Source organism: Psychromonas sp. SR45-3 (assembly GCF_014163575.1).
Classification (GTDB): domain Bacteria; phylum Pseudomonadota; class Gammaproteobacteria; order Enterobacterales; family Psychromonadaceae; genus Psychromonas; species Psychromonas arctica.
The window spans coordinates 39,860-59,416 of record NZ_JACJDP010000007.1 but is presented as its reverse complement, the minus strand read 5'-3'; the positions used below and the strand labels follow the sequence as shown (position 1 = coordinate 59,416).

8 protein-coding genes are annotated in these 19,557 nt (G+C 38.7%); 7 read left to right on the top strand and 1 reads right to left on the bottom strand.

What is annotated here, in order from left to right:
* Positions 1 to 282 precede the first annotated feature (282 nt).
* Positions 283 to 3,015 (bottom strand): aconitate hydratase AcnA, encoded by a 2,733-nt coding sequence (acnA, locus tag H5084_RS05930; protein ID WP_182689869.1) that lies wholly within the window; start codon positions 3,013 to 3,015, stop codon positions 283 to 285.
* Positions 3,016 to 3,572: 557 nt separating this feature from the next.
* On the opposite strand from acnA, the gene trxC reads away from it, so the two are divergent.
* The 7 genes from trxC to H5084_RS05895 all read left to right on the top strand — a co-directional run bounded on the left by trxC (position 3,573) and on the right by H5084_RS05895 (position 19,554).
* Positions 3,573 to 4,004, top strand: coding sequence for a thioredoxin TrxC (gene trxC, locus H5084_RS05925; protein WP_028867189.1), 432 nt, complete (start codon positions 3,573 to 3,575; stop codon positions 4,002 to 4,004).
* A gap of 464 nt (positions 4,005 to 4,468) precedes the next feature.
* The gene (locus H5084_RS05920) at positions 4,469 to 6,067 is read left to right on the top strand and encodes a CRTAC1 family protein (RefSeq protein WP_182689868.1); all 1,599 of its coding nucleotides are present in this window, start codon (positions 4,469 to 4,471) and stop codon (positions 6,065 to 6,067) included.
* Positions 6,068 to 6,187: 120 nt separating this feature from the next.
* Positions 6,188 to 6,904: a DUF6796 family protein gene (locus H5084_RS05915; RefSeq protein WP_028867191.1), complete on the top strand. Its 717-nt coding sequence runs from the start codon at positions 6,188 to 6,190 to the stop codon at positions 6,902 to 6,904.
* Between the two features lies 1 nt (position 6,905).
* Positions 6,906 to 7,295 (top strand): hypothetical protein, encoded by a 390-nt coding sequence (locus H5084_RS05910; RefSeq protein WP_028867192.1) that lies wholly within the window; start codon positions 6,906 to 6,908, stop codon positions 7,293 to 7,295.
* A gap of 281 nt (positions 7,296 to 7,576) precedes the next feature.
* Entirely contained in the window at positions 7,577 to 8,413 is an 837-nt protein-coding gene (locus H5084_RS05905) for a helix-turn-helix domain-containing protein (RefSeq protein WP_182689867.1), read from the top strand.
* 39 nt (positions 8,414 to 8,452) lie between these two features.
* Positions 8,453 to 16,663 (top strand): type I polyketide synthase, encoded by an 8,211-nt coding sequence (locus H5084_RS05900; RefSeq protein WP_182689866.1) that lies wholly within the window; start codon positions 8,453 to 8,455, stop codon positions 16,661 to 16,663.
* Between the two features lie 2 nt (positions 16,664 to 16,665).
* Positions 16,666 to 19,554 carry a PfaB family protein gene (locus H5084_RS05895; protein WP_182689865.1) on the top strand — a complete coding sequence of 963 codons (2,889 nt, stop codon included), beginning with the start codon at positions 16,666 to 16,668 and terminating at the stop codon, positions 19,552 to 19,554.
* The last annotated feature ends 3 nt before the right edge of the window (positions 19,555 to 19,557 follow it).

Here is a 19,557-nt window from a genome sequence, read left to right as displayed (position 1 = left end):
CAATACTCAGTGATTTCTTAAATTTCAATAATGCTTTCATAGAATAAAACAGGTAAATGATTTGCTCCGTCGGTATCTGTATTTTTATCAATCGATAAGCAAACCTTATGAGCGGGCGCTTATTTAAGTGGTTGATTATTAAGCTTTTAAATGCTCAACTGCTTAATCGTTTCACTAGTTAATAATTACCTAACTGGACAAGTGTTTAGCTGCTAAGCAACAAGCAGCTAAACACGCCATTTTCTAAATCACTTACAAACTGGCTACTTCAATAATAACCTGCTAAGCAGATAAGTTACGAAGCACGTAGTGTAAGATGCCACCGTGCTGGTAATAGCTAAACTCATTGGGTGTGTCTATTCGAATGCGTGCATCAAAGCTTCGTGTACTTCCATCCTCAGCAGTGACTGTTACTCGCACCGTTTTCTGTCCTGCACTGACCGCTGGAATAGTAAATTGCTCTTCTCCGGTTAACGCTAAAGAATCGGCGCTATCTTCTTCCATAAACTGTAATGGTAGAATACCCATACCCACAAGGTTTGAGCGATGAATTCGCTCGTAACTTTGTGCTATGACGGCTTTAACACCTAATAATGCAGGTCCTTTTGCCGCCCAGTCACGTGAGCTACCTGTACCGTATTCTTTACCCGCTAACACAATGGAAGCTATGTTATGTTGTTGATATTGCATCGCCGCATCAAATACACTCATTTGTTCTCCGGATGGCATCATGCGCGTCCAACAACCTTCGGTGCCCGGGGCCAATAAATTACGTAAACGTACATTCGCAAAAGTGCCTCGCATCATGACTTCGTGATTACCTCGTCTAGAGCCATAGGAGTTAAAATCTTTTGCCGCGACACCTTCACTTTCTAAGTAGGCTGCAGCAGGGCTATCAAGCGCAATAGAACCGGCTGGAGATATGTGGTCTGTTGTGACACTATCACCTAGTTTTAACAAACAGCGTGCATTCTTAATATCAGTAATTTCTGGTACTTCAGCAGTAATATTAGCAAAGAAAGGAGGGAGCTTAACGTAGGTCGAATCTGGCCAGTCATATTTTTGGCTTTGTACAACGTCCAATGCTTGCCAATCTTTATTACCGCTATAAACATCAGCATAACGGGATATAAACATTGAGCTATCAATAACTTTTTCCATCACCTGTTTTATTTCGTTATTATCTGGCCAAATATCTTGTAAGTATACAGGCTTACCTGTGCTATCATTTCCTAAGGGTTCGGTCGTAATATCTATTTCCATGTTACCTGCCAATGCGTAGGCAACCACTAAAGGCGGTGACGCTAAATAATTAGCTTGTATTTCGGGGTGGATACGTCCTTCAAAGTTACGGTTTCCTGATAATACGGAAGTAACGGACAAATTCCCTTGGTGTATTGCGTCACTAATTTCAGTCGGTAAAGGACCAGAGTTTCCAATACAGGTCGTACAGCCATAACCTACTAACTGAAATCCGAGCGCATCGAGATCTTCGTTTAAACCAGCTTTCGCTAAATAGTCAGTGACCACTTGTGAACCCGGTGCCAAACTAGTTTTAACCCAAGGTTTAACATTTAAGCCGAGTTGCCTCGCCTTTCTTGCTAATAAACCTGCTGCAATCAATACCGAGGGATTGGAAGTATTAGTACAGCTCGTGATTGCTGCAATGACAACAGAACCATGTTTTAAAATAAAGTCTTTACCGTTATATTGACAAGCAACTCCAGCACGACCATCGCTCGCGGGTAGTATAGTGGACGCTTGTCCTCCTTCACTTTCAAAACCACTTTTTGCTTGATCAGGCTCCGTTTGTTGTGGTCCTTTTTGTAATGCTAACCAATCACGATAGGCTGATCCTGCTTGGTCCAGTGATATTCTGTCTTGAGGTCGTTTAGGGCCTGCAATAGAAGGGACGACTTGATCAAGTTGTAATAATAATCGGCTGTGATAAACCGCATTCTTTTGCGACTCTATACCCCACATATCCATGGCTTTTAAATAACCCTCAACTTGTGCAATATCTTGACTGCTACGACCGGTTAATTGTAAATAATCAATGGTTTGATGATCGATAGGGAAAATACCACAGGTCGCTCCATATTCAGGCGCCATATTGGCAATGGTTGCTCTGTCTGCTAAAGTTAATTGATTGACTCCTTCACCAAAAAATTCGACAAATTTGCCCACAACACCTGCTGCACGTAGCTGTTCTGTTACCGTTAATACGAGATCCGTCGCAGTCGTCCCCGCGGGTAATTTTCCGATTAATTCAAACCCCACAATTTCAGGTAATAGCATGGTGACTGGTTGGCCTAACATAGCGGCTTCAGCTTCAATGCCCCCAACTCCCCAGCCTAAAACACCAAGACCATTGATCATGGTGGTATGTGAGTCTGTACCAACCAAAGTATCAGGATATAACAAATTGTTTTGTTCGGAATTTTTAAACACCACGCGTGCTAAATATTCGAGGTTGACTTGATGCACGATACCACGACCAGGAGGGACGACTTTAAAATTATCAAAGCTTTGTTGTCCCCAACGTAAGAACTTATAACGTTCACCATTACGTTGAAATTCAATGGCTGTATTTTGCTCTAAAGCATCGGCTTGGCCGAAGACATCTACCATTACAGAGTGATCAATAACGAGTTCAACAGGGTTTAGTGGATTGATCTTATCTGCTTCTCCGCCCATTTTTACAATAGCATCTCGCATCGCGGCTAAATCGACAACCGCAGGCACACCTGTAAAATCTTGAAGAACAACGCGAGAAGGAACAAAAGCGATTTCAGTATCTTGCCAGTTATCCACGTCCCATTTTGCTAACGTTTCAATATCCTCTGGCTGAACAAAATCTCGTTCTGCATGGCGTAGTAGGTTCTCTAATAATATTTTTGCGGAAAAGGGTAAGCGTGATAGGTCATACTTATCTTGTAATGCATCAAAACTATAATAGTTGTAAATGCTACCGTTAATTTGAAGTTGTTTTAAACATTGTGTCGTTGTGGCCATGAGTAGTTCTCCATTAAAATTACATTTGATGAATAACGCTAAGTACAAGATAAGTACACTATCATATTCCACAATAAAATTAAGGGGGTAGCAGAAATCTAATAAACATCAATGAAATACACTTCACAAAATGGCAATTAGATTACTCCTTGTCATTCAAAATAATAAATGAGTAAGTGGTAAAATGAATAAATTTAAATGCCACAGATCAAGGCTTAACGGATATACATAGGTAAGGTGAAGCTCGTTGCTAGTAATCTGTAGATTTTGCTTCTTAAATGTTGTAAATATTTTTGAATAAAGCGAGATAACACTTATTTTCGTATTAATTGTCTGCACTATTCTCTTCCTCTCTTTAAACCTCGCTGTATTTTAAGTAGCATTATCGTAAGGAGTAGTTTTAAACAAATGCTTTAATAAAGTACTTATCAGTAAAGTATTGAATGAACCAAGAAATTGAGAATAAGAGAAAGGCATAAAAAAATAATTCATCTATTTAAAAATAGTTCATTCAAGTAAATAAATTTTGAACCATCGACTTAAAAGAGAACATAATAATGAATATAATCACTTCTAGATGCCCTCATTGCCATTCAATGAATCGTTTACCCATTGATCGAATTGATGCGAACCCAAGCTGTGGACGTTGTAAAAAAGATTTATTGCAAGGTGCTCCTGTTGAAGGTACCGATGCCAATTTAGCTGCGTTGATTAATAGTGAAAAACCCGTAGTCGTTGACTTTTGGGCGCCGTGGTGTGGTCCATGCATTAACTTTGCGCCAACATTTACTGAAGTTGCAAAACAGCAAATGTCCGTTTTATTTGTGAAAGTAAATACCGAAGACCAACAACAATTAGGTGCAAAATATAATATTCGCAGTATTCCAACTCTAATGGTTTTTAAACAGGGTAAGATAGTTGATACAGTAAACGGTGCTTTACCCGCTGCGCAATTTAAATCATGGTTGGCGCAAGCCTTATTAAAATAAATTAATTTGCAAGGGCGTTAGGCACAGTCTACTTAGCTACTGCTAACAGTAATCCATTATAACGCTTTAATGGGGGGGGAATCATTTTGTATAGCAACAAACTAAGCCCTCAGGTTTGGTTTGTTGTTATTTTACTTTGTTTATTTACATCACTATATCCTAGTCAGCCTTTGTTTGTGTTTGCCTTCAATGGCGACAAGCCTTCGCCTATATTCGATAATCCGTACTCGACATCATAAACCTTTACCGTACCTCTTTAATTAATGCTGTATTGATTCTGCTTTATTCAATTTTTAACCTACTCTTTATTCCATACTATAAAAACTTAAGTTTACAAAGACCTCTATTTTACTCAACACTTTAATCAATTTTAAAAACTTGAATGATTAAAGTGTTTGCTCGGGTCTTATTGATAACAAGGCTTAAAGGGAAGCATAAAATGGTTAAATTAACCGGAGAGAGTTATGAATAAATGGATGAAAATATTGCTGATAGTGATTGGCCTTTTAATTTGTGTTGGATTCTTTTTTACAAAGATAGTCACCTACGTCATACAAGGTGCTGAACAAGAGCAAGGTGAAACGGACTTACGTTTTAGTGAAATTAGTACCGAATTCACACATCAATCTGACTTTGTTGCTGCGTTACCTTTTATGGCCTTATCTGCTATTGATATAGACAACGATAATGTCGATGAAATCTTTGTTGGTGGGGGGATTGGACAGCAAGATAGCTTACAAAAATATGTCAATAATACGTTAGTGCGTATCCCATCTGAAAACTGGTTCGACAAAGACGATAACGATCCTACCTATGGCGCATCATCGATCGATGCGAATAGCGATGGTTTAGTGGATCTGTTTGTTACAAGAAGTAGTGGTGTCTATTTTTATGAAAATACCGGAGCAGGTTTTACGGGAAAGAAAATAGACTTTCCTTTAGATAAAAAATCACTGCCATTATCGGTTTCATTTGCTGATATTAATAATGATGGTGCGGTGGATTTATATGTGTCTAACTATATTCGACCTGAATATGTTGAAGGTGAAACGATCTTTAATCAAGAATATGGCGGCATTAGTAACTTACTCTTAAATAACGGTGACAATACTTTTACTGATATTACAAAAGCTTCTGGTGTGTATGAACAACACAATACTTTTACCGCAGTTCTTGTGGATTTAAATAATAATGGGTTAAGCGATTTAGTCGTTGCTCAAGATACTGGCTTTGTTCGCATCTTTAAAAATAACGGCGACTTAACATTTGAAAGTATCAAACTGCCCGTTACTTACAGTTATCCAATGGGCATTGCGGTTAGTGATTATAATAATGATGGCTTAATGGATTTGTACTTTAGTAATGTTGGTAAAACCTTACCTGACTTTCTAGTACGAGGTGATTTAACGAAACAACAAACATTAAATAAAGATTACATTTTATTAGAGAATCAAGGCGACTTTAATTTTAAAGATACTGCGTTACAAAATAATGCTGCAAAATACGGGTTTGGTTGGGGGCTCGTCTCTTATGACTTTAATAACGATACATTGGCTGATTATTTAATTACTCAGAATTATATTCGTTTCCCAGGTGTTGAACATCTAGATATCTACCCCGGTAATCTATTACAACAATACGAATCAACCACATTTAAACCAGTTGAAAAGGTGGCTGGTATTAGTAATAAGCATTTTGGTGTTACTACTGTGGTATCAGATTTTAATCAAGATGGTTGGCCTGATGCAGTGATTGGTAATTTAAATGGAAAATTACGTGCATTTATTAACAAAGGAGGCACTCGGCATTGGCTTAAGGTTGCCTTTAAAGATGAGACAAACTCTATTGGAGCGTTGGTGATATTGACGATGAATAATGGTCAAACTTACACCAATCAATTTTATAGCAGCGAAGGCTTAGGATCGGATCAAACTAGTGATGTGTTTTTTGGTTTAGGAGAGCAGACACAAATTAAATCAGTACAAGTGAAGTATCAGAGTGGCAAGACCGTGAACATTGATTCACCCAAAGTTGACTCAACTATTAAGCTGTCAGAATATTAGTTTTAGAGCCCGCATTCTAGACCGCTAATTTTAGCGAGCTAGCTTAAGTTACTGATTTAGTTTGACAGTATCATCTTACTAATTATAGGCAATATACACACTTAAAAAGAGAGTTAAACGGTGGATAAAAAAACATATAACACATTATTGCTAACGGGAATTGCTGGATTTCTGGCTGCTTTGTTGGTTGGTATTGGAGAGTTTACATTACAGTTTTCTCCTCTCGGCGGTTATGAAACAGAAGGCTATGGTTATTTTGCAAATGTCACTAAAGATAAGTTAACCACAGGGCATTTTTTTAGTACTTTAGCGGCACCCTTGTATATTTTAGGTTATTGGCATCTTGGACAAATGTTTATCCATGGTGGGAGTAAAACACATGGTTGGATCATTACATTATTGGGTGGTTATGCCTTTATGGTAGGCAATGCTTGGTTAGGAGGTCGAATATATTTGGCGCTTACTGCCCATGAAATAGCCGAGACAACGGATCCTAGTATCGTACTTCAACTACAGTCATTGTTAAGTGAATTTGGTGTACATAATGAGCCGCTTGTTAATGCATTACGTCTCGCAATGGTGGTCGTGTCTATATTATGGATATGGCGGATTGTGATCGGTAAAACGCTTTACCCTCGTTGGGTCGCTTTGTTCAGTCCTGCTTTATTATTAGGGCTTATCTTTAGCACTTACTTTACTGGCTTAAGTATTGGTGTGTGGTTATTACCCGCGGCGATGAATGTAGTGCATTTGGTTGTTTTTTCTATCTCACTTTACGCATTACATCGTGCATATAAACACTCTAGGTCTAACTTAAAATATTTAAAAGATAATTAATATGCAGCGACTAATAAAAGTAATTTTAATGGTTTTGTTGAGCATCGGTTTATACGGTGCGTTAACTGTCTCTTATTTGACCGTAACTGATATTGCACCTTGTCCAACGGTTGTTAATATTCCCGCTTGTTATCTGGTGACGCTGGGTTATTTATTAATGTTTGGCGCAACGTTATTAGCACACAATAATAAGGCTAAATGGTTTTTCATCGCAGGGTGGACACCGGTTGTGTTACTGGCATTTGTGGGCAGTGTATTTGAATTGAACCAGGGTGATATCTGCCCTAAAGGTAGCATGGGCATTGCACTCTGTTATGTATCACTTAGTTTTGCGATGCTGGTGGCGGTACTTTTTGCATTGCTTAATAAAATAAATGCTTTAAAAGTTTAAAACTCATATTCTTAACTAAGCCTTTTTATATATAGAAGGGAGTTGTAAGTTGTTCCATTTCCACTGTTTAAAAGGAAAAGGAAAAGCAAAAACTTTTTAGATGACAAGTATTTTGGTTTTCTAGGCAATGCTGTGACTATCTTATTGCTATTTTATTTTAAGTTATATCCCTAAAAGTGCGTGTTTGACCAGACTATAAAAATATATAGGTATCGGTAGATTGTATAGGGCATGATACCTGTGTATATTAGACATACTTTTTCGTTTTAGTGAATCTTCTATTGACCGCCAAACAGCATAAAAACGCGACAACTACCCCAGAAATAAGAGCTTTTATTCGTGCATCTGAACTGCCTACGGCGGTATTAGCGCGTCTGTTAAAAATATCTGAATCTACGGTGCGTAAATGGCGTCAACGCGAAACACTAGAAGATGCCTCTCATGTTCCAAAAAATTCGAAAACAACACTGACCTTACAACAACAATACGTTGTCGTGCAATTACGTACAAGATTGATGTTGTCACTTGATGATTTACTACAAGTTTGTCGCCAATTTATTAACGCAAACACCTCTCGTGCTGGATTACAGCGTTGTTTAAAACGTCATGGTGTTTCAAAATTGGCAGATATCGATCCTGCTGGTGAATTGATCAAATTAGAGCAGCAGGTGTCGGTGGCGATTCAGGATAATAATTCCGATAAAGTTATGAGTTCAGTGGTGAATCCACAAGCCATGTTGGAAGTATTAAATCAATTACGTTTGGAAGATGCGAACACTCCTAAAAGCAGTAAACTTGCGGATCAAGCAAGAAATGCGAATACCCGTCATTTAACCTATTCTGACGTGGTGCAAGTGAGTGTAACAACTTTGCCTGAACTTGATAAAAAATTAAGTAACAAGCATAGCGATAATAAAATCAAGAAACATCGTTTATTGATTGCACATGACCTTGATAGCCAATGGGTTTATGTGGATTTATATCAAGACGATGAAGCCGATGCTGCTAGACGTTATATGCAATATGTTTTGAAGCACGCGCCGTTCCATATCCGCCGTTTATTAGCGGCAAATTATAATGAATTTTTAAGCAGATTTCATTTGTTAACTGAACAGTAAACAGTTAGCAAATTAATAGTAATGCCATTGGAGAAAATAATGTCAAAAAAGCAAACCACCAACCCTGCGTCAGATAAGCGACTCAACTCTCGCTTGCAAGAAACGCCGATTGCAATTGTTGGTATGGCTTCGGTTTTTGCTGAAAGTAAAAACCTGGGACAGTTTTGGGATACTATTGTCAATTCTGTGAATGGCATTCAAGATGTGCCTGAAGATAGATGGGCAATCGATGATTATTATTCTGCTGATAAAAAAGAAGCGGATAAAAGTTATTGTAAACGGGGTGCTTTTCTACCTGAAATTGATTTTGATCCAATGGAATTTGGCTTACCGCCTAACTTATTAGAACTAACAGACATTACTCAGTTAATGGCTTTGGTGGTGGCTCGAGATGTATTAGCAGATGCGGGCGTGAGTGATGAAAGTAGTTTTGATCGCGATAAAATGGGCATTGTGCTAGGCGTTGGTGGTGGCCAAAAACAAGGGGGACAATTGATGTCTCGCTTACAAGGGCCTGTGCTTGAAAAAGTATTAAAAGCATCGGGTCTGAGTGAAGATGATACGCAAGTTATCGTCGATAAATTTAAGAAAGCTTATATCCCTTGGGAGGAAAATTCATTTCCTGGTATGTTAGGTAATGTCATTGCTGGACGAATTGCCAATCGTTTTAACTTCGGCGGTACTAACTGCGTGGTTGATGCTGCTTGTGCGGGCTCTTTATCAGCCATTAAAATGGCCGTATCAGATCTATTAGAATATCGTTCAGACATGATGTTATCGGGCGGTATTTGTTGTGATAACTCGCCCTTTATGTACATGTCATTCTCTAAAACGCCCGCGTTTACTGACGGTGATTGTATTCGTCCTTTTGATGATAAATCAAATGGTATGATGATAGGTGAAGGTGTGGGAATGATCGCTTTAAAACGTTTGGAAGATGCTGAACGTGATGGTGACCGTATCTATTCGGTTATTAAAGGTATCGGTAGTTCATCGGATGGTAAATTTAAATCTATTTATGCGCCGCGACCTGAAGGCCAATTAAAAGCATTAAAACGTGCTTATCAAGATGCTGGGTTTGACCCAAAAACCTGTGGATTAATTGAAGCACATGGAACGGGCACCAAAGCCGGTGATGCAGCTGAATTTAGAGGGTTAGAGTTACTATTTAGTGAGAATAACGATCAAAAACAACATGTTGCTCTGGGGTCTGTTAAATCTCAAGTCGGTCATACCAAAGCAGCAGCAGGTGCGGCAGGCTTGATTAAAGCTTCATTAGCCTTACACCATAAAGTGTTACCTGCGACCATTAATGTTGATAAACCAAATCAAAATTTAGACATCGAAAATACACCGCTTTATATCAACACTGAAACCAGACCATGGATGCAACGTGCTGATGGTGCAAAACGTCAAGCAGGTGTTAGCTCATTTGGTTTTGGTGGGACTAATTTTCACTTAGTATTAGAAGAATACACACAAAGTCAACAAGGTGCATACCGCTTAAATGAGGTCGCACAAACGTTATTATTTACTGCAGATAATAAACAAGCATTGATTAATACCTTACAAACTGAGTTAGCGTTATTACAAGTAGACATTGAACTACAACCTTATGCGCTTAATCAGTTGATCCTTTCTTATCCTATTAAGAAAGTTGCTGATCAACAAGCTCGTTGTGGTTTTGTTGCAAAAGGGATTGAGCAAACCATCCAACTGTTGCAACAAATGATCCAGCAATTAAGCATTGACCAAGGTAGTGAATGGTCAGCACCTACTGGACTTTATTACCGAGAACAGGGCATGCAGACAACTGGAAAAGTAGTGGCTTTATTTTCTGGTCAAGGTTCTCAATATGTCAATATGGGGCGCGAGTTAGTTTGTCATTTCCCAAGCATGATGGCGAGTCAAGTATCGATAGACCAACAATTTTATCAAGCTGGTGAAAATAGCTTATCGCAGTTTGTATATCCTATCCCTGTTTTCGATGAGCAAAAGCGTGCTCAACAAGAGTTAGCGTTAAGAGCAACACAATATGCTCAACCTGCGATTGGTAGTTTCTCTGTTGGGTTATTCAATACTTTTAAACAAGCAGGATTTAAAGCTGATTTTGCCGCAGGCCATAGTTTTGGTGAGTTGACCGCTTTATGGGCTGCAGATGTATTATCTGAAACTGATTTCATGAAGCTTGCGATGGCTCGTGGGCAAGCGATGGCTGCACCTAACAGCGATGTGAATGTTGACACTGAAGCGAACAACAAAAAACTTAACAGTAACTATGATTCAGGAAAAATGGCGGCAGTCATTGGAGATGTAAGTGTCATTGAATCTCAAATTAAGCTTATTGATGGCGTGAGCATTGCTAATTACAATGCAAATAATCAAGCCGTTATTGCCGGTACAACGGCAGCAATTGAAACTGCAACAACGCAGTTAATGGACAGTGGATTTAAGGTGATTGCATTACCGGTTTCAGCTGCATTCCATACGCCATTAGTTGAGCATGCACAGCAACCTTTTGCTGAAGCGATTGACTCTGTTACTTTTAATAAACCTAAAATTGCCGTTTATTCCAACGCAACAGGTCAAGCACACAGCGAAGATCAGCAGCAGATTAAATCAGCATTAAAAGATCATATTTTACAATCAGTGCAGTTCAGTAAAGAAATAAATAGCTTGTACGATGCAGGTGGCCGAATCTTTGTTGAGTTTGGTCCCAAAAATATATTAACACGATTAGTTGATAATATTTTAGGTGATAAAAAAGATGTGGTGACCATTGCAACCAATAATAACGCTAAGCAGTGTTCTGATTTACAATTACGTTTAGCCGCTATTCAAATGGCAGTGCTTGGCCTTGAACTGGACAATATAGACCCTTATTCTGCAGTAGCTCGCCCAACATTTGCACCTAAAAAATCACCACTTGCAATGAAGCTTTCGGGTGCTTCTTATGTTAGTGAAAAAACTAAAAAAGCATTTCAAGATGAGCTAACTGATGATTGGAAAGTGGCACAAGCAACAGCGTCTGCAGATCCAGAAATTAAAGAAGTTATTGTTGAAAAAGTGGTTGAAAAAATAGTAGAGAGGGTGGTAGAAAAAATTGTTTATGTTGATAGTCAAGGTAAGCCTTTAGCTGATCAAACAGGCGCTAATATTCAAGGCCAAGATAGTCCTCAATTATCTACTAATACTCCTAATAATAACCAACAACTAGCTTCTAGTATTGAAACTAGCGTAGAGCAATTTGTTAAACATCAATCACAACTTTTATCTGTGCACCAAGCTTATTTAGAAGGGCCAAACCAGTACGCAGATACCTTTAAAACGGTACTTGCTGCACAAGCGGGCCAACAAAAATTGCCCGAAGGTTTAGATAGAACGTTAGCTATGTACCATGATTTCCAAACAGAAACATTACGAGTACATGAAACTTACTTGAATAACCAAACTGATAACATGCAACAAATGTTGAACAATGTCTCGGCTGTTGAATTAGGTTCTGAACAGTCAAATAATACGCTAGACAATAATGCTGTAAACACCACATCTAAGCGTTCATCGAACATTACATCAAGTATCGCATCAAGCATTACAGCAAATAATGCAGTGGAAAATTCATCGAACAATACAAATAGTTCTGCTGCAATAGCAGAGTCAAATGACGTTGCCCGTACGAGTCCATCTCAACTGGATGTTCTACAACAATTAAATGCAACACACCAAACTATTCAATCTCAGCAAACTAAGGCATCGGCTGACTTAGTTAAAGTGCCAGTTGCCTCTGTTGATGCTCAAGCGATTGCAACCATCATGCTCGAGGTCGTGGCTGATAAAACTGGTTATCCTACTGAAATGTTAGAACTAAGCATGGACATGGAAGCGGACCTAGGTATTGATTCGATTAAACGAGTTGAGATATTAGGGGCAGTTCAAGACCAAATTACTGATTTACCTGAACTAGATGCTGAGCAATTATCTCAAATGCGCACGTTAGCTGAAATTGTTACTTATATGAACGAAGTGATGACAACGGTTGCTGAGCCTATTAAGCAAAATTTTACCAACGCAACCGACACTACTGCGCATTTTGAAGCGGCAACATCTTCACCCCTTGTTGATATCAACACGATTGAAATAATCATGCTCGAGGTCGTGGCAGATAAAACAGGATATCCTACTGAGATGCTAGAACTTAGTATGGACATGGAAGCGGACTTGGGAATTGATTCAATCAAACGTGTTGAAATCTTAGGTGCAGTGCAAGATGAAATTAGTGACTTGCCCGAGTTAGATGCAGAGCAGTTATCTCAAATGCGCACGTTAGCAGAAATTGTCACTTACATGAATCAAGTAATGACATCGGTTACTGGCCAAGTTAGTCCTGTCATTCAGGTTGATATCGACGTGATTGAGAAAGTTATGTTGACGGTCGTTGCTGATAAAACCGGTTATCCAACAGAGATGTTGGAATTAGGCATGGATATGGAAGCTGATTTAGGCATTGATTCCATTAAACGAGTTGAGATATTAGGGGCTGTACAAGACGAAATTACCGATTTACCTGAATTAGACGCCGAGCAGTTATCGCAAATGCGCACGTTAGCGGAAATTGTTACTTATATGAATCAGGTGATGGCTTCTGTAAATGTTCATGCGAATAGCAACATAAAGACCAACGATGACGTATTGAATGCCTCAGTGTCAAATGTCGTAGATTCAACTGCTATATTTACACCTAATCATACCGATATCAATGCAATTGAACGTGTCATGTTATCGGTCGTAGCTGATAAAACAGGATACCCAACTGAAATGCTGGAATTAGGCATGGATATGGAAGCAGACTTAGGTATTGATTCCATTAAACGTGTTGAAATTTTAGGTGCAGTGCAAGATCAAATCACGGATTTACCCGAGTTAGATGCTGAGCAATTATCGCAAATGCGTACGTTAGCTGAAATCGTTAATTATATGCATTCAGTGACTACGCCTAATACAGTCAATACAATTGAACCTTTAGCGGTCAATAATAATGACAAAGTAACGCTGCAAAATAATGATAATAGTACTGCTTATTTGAGTATTGACTTGAATCATATTGAAAAAGTCATGTTCAATGTGGTGGCGGATAAAACCGGCTATCCAACTGAAATGCTTGAGCTAAGTATGGACATGGAAGCTGACTTAGGGATCGATTCAATCAAACGTGTTGAAATATTAGGCGCTGTGCAAGATGAAATTAGTGACTTGCCTGAGTTAGATGCAGAACAATTATCACAAATGCGTACTCTGGCTGAAATTGTTAACTATATGCATTCAGTGTTGATACCAAACCCTGCACCTGGCGCACACGGCAATGATAATGAGGTAAACGGTGCTGAAAATATTGTTAACCGTATAACCGTGGATCTTAATCATATTGAGAAAGTGATGCTGACTGTGGTGGCGGATAAAACCGGTTATCCAGTCGAAATGTTGGAATTAGGTATGGATATGGAAGCAGACTTGGGGATTGATTCAATCAAACGTGTTGAGATTTTAGGCGCAGTGCAAGATGAAATTACCGACCTTCCTGAATTAGATGCTGAGCAGTTATCGCAAATGCGTACATTAGACGAAATTATTCAATATATGCATACCGTTCAATCAAGCTCAATTGAGTTGCCGACTTTAACACCTTTACATACTATCAGCTATCCTTCAACGGCTGCAGACAATAACTTTGAACCCACTGTTGTGGCTAATCCTTCACCTAGTGCGACGGTAGAAATAAAAAAGCTTGCTGCACTTGAGTGTTTGGACTCAAGTGTTGAAAACAAAAATTTACTGCTGGTTAATGATGGTTTAGACAGCGGTGTATTAATCGCAAATGAATTATCTGCATTAGGTTGGAATGTAAGTGTACTTACCCCTACATGGGTGGAAGAAAGTATAACTAAATGTTTTGTTGATGATATTGAGCATTTAATCTTGGCTGATTTAATAGAAGATTCATTACAATCTTTATTAAAAAGCAAAAACGAATGGCAATCCATCATCTATTTGCACCCCAAAACGGTGATTGAGGGGATTACCTTTTCTACGGATAATAAGAAAGGGTTACAACTTGCTTTTCTATTAGCGAAGTTGAGTAAACTGAATCAAATAAATAATGGTGACCGTGCATCATTTTTGGTATTAACTCGACAAGGTGGCGATTTTGCTACCCATAATGTCGAGAAAAAAGCAGATCTTGTGCAAGGTGGTTTATCTGGTTTAGTGAAAACGTTAGCTCACGAATGGGATAATGTATTCTGTCGTATTCTTGATGTCCCTACCAAGTACGGCGCAGCGAAAGTAGCGAAAATAGTACTGGGTGAACTTAACGATAAACAGATGCTACCGGTTGAAGTCGGTTTTAATCAACAGGGGCGTTTATCATTAGTGGCTAAAACCACTGATAGTTATGCATTAGACAGCGATAGTAAGTTAGGTCATCATGCAGTTTTTCTGGTCAGTGGTGGCGCAAAAGGTGTCACGGCGCATTGTGTGATCGAAATTGCTAAGCAATATCAATGTAAATTTATCTTGCTAGGACGTTCAAGTTATCAAGCTAAGGAAGATGATTGGTCACTAAGTCATGCCACTGAAAGTGAGTTAAAGAAAGCTGCAATGCAATATTTACTCAATAACGGTGAAAAACCGAGTCCTAAATTGATAAAACAATTGATTGGGCCGGTATTAGCAAACCGTGAAATAACACAAACACTACAAAGTATTGAAGCGTTTGGTGGTATTGCTGAGTATGTTAGCGCAGATGTGTGTGATCAAGATAACCTTAAAAAAGTCGTTCAACCTATTTGTGACGTATGGGGACCTATCACTGGTGTTATACATGGTGCAGGCGTTTTGGCAGATAAGTTTATAGAGCAAAAAACACTGGCTGAGTTTGATCAAGTTTATAACACTAAAATACAAGGTTTAGATGCGTTATTAGCTTGTTGTGAGTTAAGTCAATTGCAACACTTAGTTTTATTTTCCTCTGCAGCTGGGTTCTATGGTAACCCTGGGCAATCAGACTATGCTATTGCCAATGAAATTCTTAATAAAGCTGCTTATCGCTTTAAAGCTTTATATCCAGCGGCACAAGTGCTTAGTTTTAACTGGGGACCTTGGGACGGCGGCATGGTAACACCTGAGCTGAAACGTATGTTTGATGAGCGTGGTGTGTACATTATTCCTATTCAATCAGGGGCGATGTTATTAGCCAGTGAATTGGCGGCAAACAGTAATCGTTGTGTACAGATCGTGGTGGGCACTGATATGTCGGGTAGTGGTGCTGAAGTTGATACTGAATCTGAGCATTTGCAGAACAGTGCAGTAGATAAAGTGAGTGAAACAGTGACTCCCTTAACGCATCGGGTTACAAAATCCTTCAATCACGGGGATAGTTTATTCATTGCTGACCATAAAATTGATGGACAGCAGGTATTACCGACTGTTTGTGCAATGGCGTGGATGCGCTCAACTTGCGAAGCGTTATATCCTGATTATTGTTATCAAAGTCTTGAGCACTTTAAATTATTAAAAGGTATTGTTTTTGATGGGCAAGAAGCTAAACAATATGTGCTCGATACTAAAATAGTTGCAGAGTCTGACGCATCTGTTGCGATTGAAGTGGTTGTGAGTAGTGAAAAAGAATCTGCTAAACCATTTTTTCATTATCGTGCTGTCATTAATTTACTTAAATCTGCCGTCAATACCAATGCAGAGCAAATAATGTATCAAGGCATTCTTCCGCAACGTGTTAAAAAACAATCTCCGGAAGCTAAAGCCTTATATTCAGATGGCAGTTTATTTCATGGTAAAAGTTTACAGGGTATTAAATACGTTCATCAATTAGATGAGTCTGGATTACTAATTGAATGTGCTATTGAATCTACTTCTGTTGCTGCCCAAGGGGAATTTACACTCGCCGATAATAACGTTTTAGCGAATGATTTGGTGTATCAAGCCCTATTAGTTTGGACGAGTAAAATAATGAATGCCGGTAGTTTGCCTACTAGCACGCAACAGTGGCAGTTATTCCGTGATGTTAAAGTAGGTGAAGACTTCTTTATCAAACTGAACATTATCAAGCAATCAGGACAATCTGTGCTTGGCGATGTTTTGTTAATTGATCAGGAAAATCGTATTATTAGTAAAATTACAGCGGCTGAAGTGACCTGTAGTGCAAGTTTACGTGATTTATTTAAGGCTAGCGCTTAATCATGCTTGCAGTGATCGGTTTATGGGTACGTTTTGCATCAGTTAATGATACTGATGCATTCGATTATCATCTTTACAATAATGAATCGATCTCGCTTTTACGGTCTGCTAATCCACAACAACTAGTGGATGATGCAAAGCAGGTGATTAAACAGTTAGTCACAGTTAATCATTTATTAGCGTCAGATGTTCATTTAGTGATAGTCGATGAGATTGATGGTAAGAATAGTGATCAAGTTCAGGAAACGTCGCAACAATCTTCTCTTGAACGCAAGCCATCACTCTCTGAGCAAATTGGCTTAGAGACCGATGTTTTTAGTGTAACCCCTGTTTTATCAACTACACAAGCATTACGAACAGCTCAACACATCTGCTCTGAAACAACGTCTGAAGATAGAGCATTAGAGCGAAAAGCCGTTATTATTCTCTCTGTGAATCAACAGGGTAATGATGGTGTAGCTGCGCTATTAGTGTGTGATAAAACCTCATATAGCACTCCTTTGTTGAGCGAGCCAGCAGTTAATAGCCCTTCACGGCAATTTTCTTCGTGTCATTGTTATGCGGAAATTAATGCAATCTCTTACAAGCCATTAACGGGTCAACAAGCTACCGTCGAGGAGGGGATGAGTCAGCATATACAAGATTTTATATCGACTCATCAGCTGCAGGACATTGAGTCTGTCTTTACTGGTCAGTCTTTTGCTGACTCTCAGTATCGCGTCACTCGAAGTGAACATCAACAAAGCTGGTTAAGTGCTTTTCAATCTTTATCTGTTGAAGATGATACATTCCATCTCAAAGGTATTAACAAACATAAAGATACTATTAGTAATAAAGCAGCAAGCCCTGAAAAATCGACTCAACTAACAACAGTAGAATGTGTTAACACCGATTCGGCTAATTTTGATGCGTTATTATCATTAGTTGCTGCTGTATTGTGTTTGGATCAACGTTATCGTTTGGGCTGTAAACAAAGTATTGTTCCGATGCCTGCTGATCGATCAGTTAAGGATGAAAACTCTGCTTCTAAAGCTGACAACGTTAAAGAAGAAAACTTTCTTAAAGAAAGTAGTGTTAAAGAAAACTGTGTTAAAGAAAGCAATATTGAGAATGATCGTTTTGTGGAATGGCAGCAATCGCCATTTTATTATTTACCTCACTCCACTAGTTATTTAAGCACACAACAGACTAATCCCCGTCAGATTATTGTTAGCCATATCCACCATATAAGTACAAGTGTAAGTAAGAATGTAAGTAATGTTGAGCATATTAAACAAGCTCAAACAAGTGACTCGTCAATACCGATGACGGCTAAATTAAACTCTATGCATGAGTTAATTAGTGTGTCTGCAGCGACTAATAAACAAAATGAAACATTAACAGTAGTTAACGGATTTTTGGCTCAACAGCCTTTGAAGCCTGTTATTTTTTGTGCGCCAAACATCAAACAATTAACATATCAGTTAAAGCAAGTATTACTACAGTCTACAGCTACTTTACCTTCAAAGAAGCGTGGCACTTTTACTGACTTTGTTACACAACAAAACAGTTTATCTTCTGATTTCAACACGCTCACCGATGCTAAAACTGACTATAACGCTAAGTCTTATTATTGTGTTGTATTATTAGCCTCTTCTTTTTCAACGTTAAACGAGCAAATTGAATTAGCGTTATCTGGAGTCGTAACTGCGCATCAAAATAATAAACCGTGGAAAACGCCAGTTGGCAGTTATTTTTGCGGACAAGCTATAACCGCATCGAAACAACTTAAACCAGCTAGTTTTATCTACCCAGGCGTAGGTGCTTTATATGTCAACATGGGCAAAGATCTATTGCGTTTATTTCCGCAGTGTTGGCAAACTTTGTCGATGATCAGTGATGATCTCGCACATAACCTGCAAGATAATTTAATGACACCTCGTTTAGTCCATGAAACAGATTTTAAGATGTCCGTAGCATTAGAAAAGTCGTTACGCGCAGAGTTGGCGAATATTGCTGAAGCAGGTGTTAGTTATGCTTGCTTATTAACGGCCATATTCCAACAGCAACTAGGTATAAAAGCGACCAGTGCAGCCGGTTATAGTATGGGGGAGGTGAGTATGTTTGCTGCCCTTGATTGCTGGCAAACCCCACAGTTAATGAGCCAACGATTTAGAGAAAGTCACATTTTCACTGAACAGTTATCTGGCCCTCTAAAACGACTACAAAGCATTTCACAAACAAGCTTCAATAATGACCAATGGGAATCGTATCATCTCAAAGCGGGGATCTTAGACGTTGAATCAGTGATTGATGGCTTCCCTGGCGTTTATATCACCATTATTAATACGCCTGAGAGTCTAGTAATTGCTGGTGATCCTAAACAATGTCTAGCATTAGCTAAATTTTTAAACTTACGCGCTATTGCATTGAATGTACCCAATATTATTCACTGTGAACTCGCTAAAAGTGAATATCAAAACATGCTGCGATTGTATTCATTAGCGATCAAACAAAAAGTAAGTTGCCAACTGTTCTCTAGTTCTTGTTATTTACCCGTACCTGTTACGGAGAAAGCGATTGCGGTGAGTATTAGTAAATGTTTAACCGAGTTGGTTGATTTTCCACGCTTGATAAACAAAATAGCCGCCACTGGTGAACATGTTTTTATTGAGATGGGGGCGGGGAAATCATTGAGTACTTGGATTGAACGTATTTTAAAAAACAATCCAAAGCCGATCACTTGTTTATCTGTTAATCAGAAAAATTTAGATGATTATAGTGCTATTTTAAAAACCATTGGCCCATTGTTAAGCCTTGGTTATCCTATTAATTTAGAGCCTTTTTTTAATGGGTCATTAATACGTCCGGTTAAAAAAGTGTCTGCTTCAGTACCAGTTTCAGTATTATAGAGA